We start from the raw sequence: 914 nt of genomic DNA, 5'->3' as shown, positions 1-914 counted from the left end.
TCAAAGATCTGGTGATGATGGCGTAGAGGAAACACTCCTTCCCATTCCGAACAGGAAAGTTAAGCTCTACAGCGTCGATGGTACTGCACGGGAGACTGTGTGGGAGAGTAGAACGTTGCCAGGTAATATGGGGGTATAGCTCAGTTGGGAGAGCACTTGCCTTGCACGCAAGGGGTCAAGGGTTCGAATCCCTTTACCTCCACCAAAAGCTACGATTTATATCGTAGCTTTTTTTGTTTATTAAAAAATAAATTATATACTTGTTAAAAGTTATTAAAAGAAATTTATAGCTATAAAAAATAAAATTTATGTGATATAAAACTTTATATAAGTTATTTAAAATAAATATAAAGAAGAAGGTAAAAGAAGGATAGAAATAAATATAGAACTTTTTGCAAAGAAAGATTAATATTATTATAGATAAAATAAGAAAAAATTTTTTTTTGACGATATTTTATTTGATCATAACATTAGAAGTATATAATATTAGAATTAATCAAAACCAGTAAAATACAAGGATTAATTAAGGTAATTTAAGTTATAAAAAAATAAATAAATTAATTTTAAAAAAGTGTTGACATAAATATAGTATAGTGATAATATAAAGAAGTCGTCAGCGACAACATATAAAAAACATAAAAAAATTAAAAAAATATGTTGACAATATGTTGTGATGATGATAAGATAAAGAAGTCGCTTCGGTGCGACAGAGCAAATGGTCTTTGAAAATTGAACAGAATATAGTTAAAGTAAACCAGCAATTCTTTTGAGAGTCTTAAAACAAAGACTCAAAGTAATTTGAGCAAATGATTAAACTTTTTAGTGAGAGTTTGATCCTGGCTCAGGACGAACGCTGGCGGCGTGCCTAACACATGCAAGTCGAGCGAGTGGAGTTCTTCGGAACAAAGCTAGCG

The 914-nt window shown here is 30.9% G+C and carries 1 tRNA gene and 2 rRNA genes; all 3 read left to right on the top strand.

Features of this window, described 5'->3' with window-relative positions:
- Window positions 1-7 precede the first annotated feature (7 nt).
- Window positions 8-124 (top strand): 5S ribosomal RNA (rrf, locus tag EJJ37_RS19780).
- Window positions 125-129: 5 nt separating this feature from the next.
- Window positions 130-205: transfer RNA gene (locus EJJ37_RS19775), tRNA-Ala, on the top strand.
- Between the two features lie 613 nt (window positions 206-818).
- A 16S ribosomal RNA gene (locus EJJ37_RS19770) occupies window positions 819-914 on the top strand; the annotation flags it as partial.

This window comes from Clostridium cuniculi (assembly GCF_004353185.1).
Taxonomy (GTDB): Bacteria; Bacillota; Clostridia; order Clostridiales; family Clostridiaceae; genus Clostridium; species Clostridium cuniculi.
The sequence above is the reverse complement of the archived record's forward strand: the minus strand, read 5'-3'. Positions and strand labels throughout refer to the sequence as shown.